At 39.5% G+C, this 3,753-nt stretch carries 3 protein-coding genes; 1 reads left to right on the forward strand and 2 read right to left on the reverse strand.

The genetic code is table 11. The features are described from left to right. Positions 1-159: 159 nt before the first annotated feature. A complete protein-coding gene (locus CWB66_RS18975) occupies positions 160-1,269 on the reverse strand; it encodes an arginase family protein (RefSeq protein WP_138586585.1) in 1,110 nt (369 codons plus the stop codon). A gap of 456 nt (positions 1,270-1,725) precedes the next feature. Here CWB66_RS18975 and udp point away from each other — a divergent pair, with 456 nt between their 5' ends. Next, positions 1,726-2,481 (forward strand): uridine phosphorylase, encoded by a 756-nt coding sequence (gene udp, locus CWB66_RS18980; protein ID WP_077535101.1) that lies wholly within the window; start codon positions 1,726-1,728, stop codon positions 2,479-2,481. A gap of 53 nt (positions 2,482-2,534) precedes the next feature. Here the strand turns inward: udp and cdd are convergent, their stop codons facing one another. After that, the gene (gene cdd / locus CWB66_RS18985) at positions 2,535-3,464 is read right to left on the reverse strand and encodes a cytidine deaminase (protein ID WP_138586586.1); all 930 of its coding nucleotides are present in this window, start codon (positions 3,462-3,464) and stop codon (positions 2,535-2,537) included. Between the last annotated feature and the right edge of the window lie 289 nt (positions 3,465-3,753).

Here is a 3,753-nt window from a genome sequence, read left to right on the forward strand (position 1 = left end):
TGGAAGAACCCTTTGGGCAGCGCCTGTTTGGCATTGATGCTGCGTTATCGTCTATTTATGGGGAATAACCACACTACATAGGCGCTGCCTTGCCTAAATACCAAACCGACTGCTGCAAATTTAACCTTGAAAGATCAACAGACCCTAATGCAATTGGTATTACTTATTCATTGCACCAATCAAAAATGCTGAAATTTTAGCACCTTCGCGCAGCGTTGTTTCAGAGCTTGACTGACCAACCAAAGAGCTGTCGGTAAACGGCGCTATTTCCATCATGTCCGCACCTGTAATAGGGAACTCATCGGCAATGGCTGATAAAATATCAAGCGCATGTTGCGGTGTTAAACCGTTATCTTCTGGCGTACCCGTAGCAGATGCAAACTCAGCGTCCAGCGCATCAATATCAAAACTAACATACACTTCATCAACGTTATCAGCTTTTAATTGTGCAATAGCCTCAGCAGCAACTGCGGCTGCGCCACGTTCTATGATTTCATGTGCCCAATGTTGCTTAACACCAAACGTACTTTCCCAGTGCGCTTTTGGCTTACCGCTTGAACGAATACCAAATTGAATTAAATGATGCGGTGCCGGTAAAAACTCTAAAATATGTGTACACCACGAGCCAAAACATAAATCAATACCTAAGCGTTCAACGAGTAAATCTGTATGCGCGTCAAAGTGAATAATAGCAGTGCGTTTGCCCTGCTCACGCTTAGCTTTTAAGTACGCTTTAGTCAGTGGATAACTAATTGAGTGATCGCCACCAATACCAAATATGCCTTTGTCTGTAAATGTTGCGTAAAAGCTGTCGCATACGTCTTCAGTAATCGATAATGGGCTCACATAATAATCATTATCTTCATTACCGTATAACGCTTTTTGGCAGTTAGAAATTGTTGCATCATTTAGGTATTTGTCATGCAATAAATGTGGAATTACACGCACATCACCCAAATCAAACGAATGGCACTGTGGTTGTTGATCAATCAATGCTGAGCGCACAAATAACGGTCCCCAATTTGCGCCACGTAAAATACCGCCACCGCAATCAGAGCTAATACCTAACATAACCGCTTTATGCGGGGAATTTGGTAATTCATTTAACGACTCACGCCATAGGTTATCAACGTTTTCAGTTTGCCCGTAAAGTTTATTTCTCAGTGCTGCTTTTCGCTCTTTGGCTGTATTTACCGTGTATACACCATCACCTGGTGCGCACAAGCAGTGCTCAACTTTGTTTTTAAATGCTTGAAATTGTGTGCTCATAATAAACCCTTACGATTTTTTGTTCTGTCCGCAACTAACTAATTTTGATTAGTTATGCAAAATATTTAAAAATGCCTAAACTTCAAATAAATTCTATTTTGCTTAATAAGTCCGTGCCTGATCCGTATAAGTACATTTGCTTAAAAATAGTTAAAGAAAATATAATCAATTGAATTAATTAAACTTTAGTAATTTACAGCTAGGGCTTATTTAATTTTAGTTACGCGCTTGAGTGATACTTATTATGTCTGCTTAAACATGTCAACAACACCGTATGGCCGCGCATATAGATGCTTGATTGAATATTCATTGTTGATGAATAAATCAAATTAACACTTTAAAATATTCATACTTAATTTTGAACAGTTAGAATAAAACGGACAATCGTCCTGTACTTGATAAACGTTTCTAGCAATCATGTTAGATTGACAACAATTTTTATAAAAAGGCTTAGCTATGGAAAAGGTATTTCACTTAGGACTATGTATTGACGATCTTAAAGGTGCAAAACTTGCAATTGTACCGGGCGACCCTGATCGTGCTGCACGCATTTCACAATTCCTAGACAATCCAACCTGCCTTGCTCAAACACGTGAATTCCATGTTTATTTAGGCCAACTTAATGGTCACTCTGTGGTTATTTGTTCTACGGGTATTGGTGGTCCATCTACGTCTATTGCTGTAGAAGAATTAGCGCAACTTGGCGTACGTAAATTTTTACGTATTGGTACAACGGGTGCTATTCAACCACATATAAACGAAGGTGACATTTTAATTAGCCAAGCATCTGTGCGTTTAGACGGTGCTAGCCAGCATTTTGCACCACTTAGCTACCCTGCTGTGTCTGACTTTTATGCAACACAAGCAATGGTACAAGCATGTAATAATTTAAATATCGATTTTCATATTGGTATTACAGCTTCAAGCGATACGTTCTACCCAGGCCAAGAGCGTTACGATACGCATTCTGGTTACGTGCCAAAAGCATTCCAAGGTAGCTGTGAAGAATGGCAAAAGCTTGGTGTAATGAACTACGAAATGGAATCGGCGACATTATTTACTATGTGCGCGGCACTTGGTTTACAAGCAGCTTGTGTAGCAGGCGTACTTGTCAACCGTACTCGCCAAGAAATACCAAATGTTGACCATGGTGAAATAGAGCGAAAATCTGTCGCTGTCGTACTTGAAGCAGCTAAAGTATTACTTGATTAATACCGGCTGTTACAATAAAGCACAGCTTTTAGCTGTGCTTTATTGTATGCGGATCACTCTTTAAGTGGGGCGCTAATTATCTCAAGTGCGGGTAAATTGCTAAAACTAGCCAACACAGCCTTTGCTACACCAGCTTGGTTTTCTTGCCCTTTGGTTTCTAATAACGTAATACCCTTCACAACGCTTTCATTAAAGCTAAGACCCGCTAAAAAAAACTGACTTAATGCGCTTTGTAGTGGCGATAAGCTTGGGCTATACGCTGCATTTTCAGCATAGCTTCCATAAAAATCACCGTCATTAAACGTAACAATTTTTACTGCGCAAAAATTTTGGCTATAAGGCACGTAAGCATTAAGCGCAAAGCGGGCAAATGTTTCATCAAGGCCATCTAGATTAAATTTAGCTAACTGTGGTTTTGGATTGAATAAACTAAATTCATTACCTAAATCAGTTGGCCCAAATGAATGCGGTAGTAACTCGGCTAATGTAAATTGCTGGTTTGGGAGTAAAATATCAAATTCTTTAGCATCGGCTAGTTCATTCATAAACTGGCGACAATATCCACATGGTGCATCACTAATGGCTATTTTTAGAATTTTTTTAGCACCATTTAACCATGCATTATTAATAGCCGATTGCTCTGCGTGAACCACTAAACTCAATGCTTGATGATTAAATTCTACATTTGCACCAAAATAAAAGTGTATATCGCCATTTTCATCAAGCGCTTTAACGATTGCGCCAACGTGGAAAAGTGATACGGGAGCAACTGAAAACTCAGAAGCTAGAGGCACTAAACCTTGCAATAGTGAATCTTCCGACACCGCATATTGCGAGCATAACGCTTTAATATTATTAGAATTTAAAATGCCACGTTGGGACTTTAATTGGCTACGTAATGACGCTGTTTGCGCTACGTTTAATGAGATGTGTGAATTGGTAAGTGCTGTATCTTGCTGTACAGTAAAAGTTGCTGAAGCCATAACATTTTTTAATTATTCAATGGCTAAGTAGTTTAAAAGGTTAAGATACTAAATACCAGCCTATTTAACGCAAAAAAAGGGAGCACATCGCGTACTCCCATTTAATTAGGGCGTGCTGACCTTTCGTGATTGATTTTGCAGCTGACTGTTTGGTTTTTAGGCAAGGCAGTGCCTATGTGGTGTGGTTATTCCCCATAAATAGGCAATAACGCAGCATAAATGCCAAACATGCGCTGCCCTTTGGGTTCTTTCTAGGGACGATTAACTCTTTGTTGCTCGGTTTTTACAT

Origin of the sequence: Pseudoalteromonas sp. S558 (genome assembly GCF_005886635.1) — a bacterium.
GTDB lineage: Bacteria > Pseudomonadota > Gammaproteobacteria > Enterobacterales > Alteromonadaceae > Pseudoalteromonas > Pseudoalteromonas aliena.

Excerpts from the sequence above, each read along its gene's own strand:
- CWB66_RS18975 (WP_138586585.1), bottom strand. The coding sequence starts at position 1,269 with ATGAGCACACAATTTCAAGCATTTAAAAACAAAGTTGAGCACTGCTTG.
- udp (WP_077535101.1), top strand. The coding sequence starts at position 1,726 with ATGGAAAAGGTATTTCACTTAGGACTATGTATTGACGATCTTAAAGGT.
- cdd (WP_138586586.1), bottom strand. The coding sequence starts at position 3,464 with ATGGCTTCAGCAACTTTTACTGTACAGCAAGATACAGCACTTACCAAT.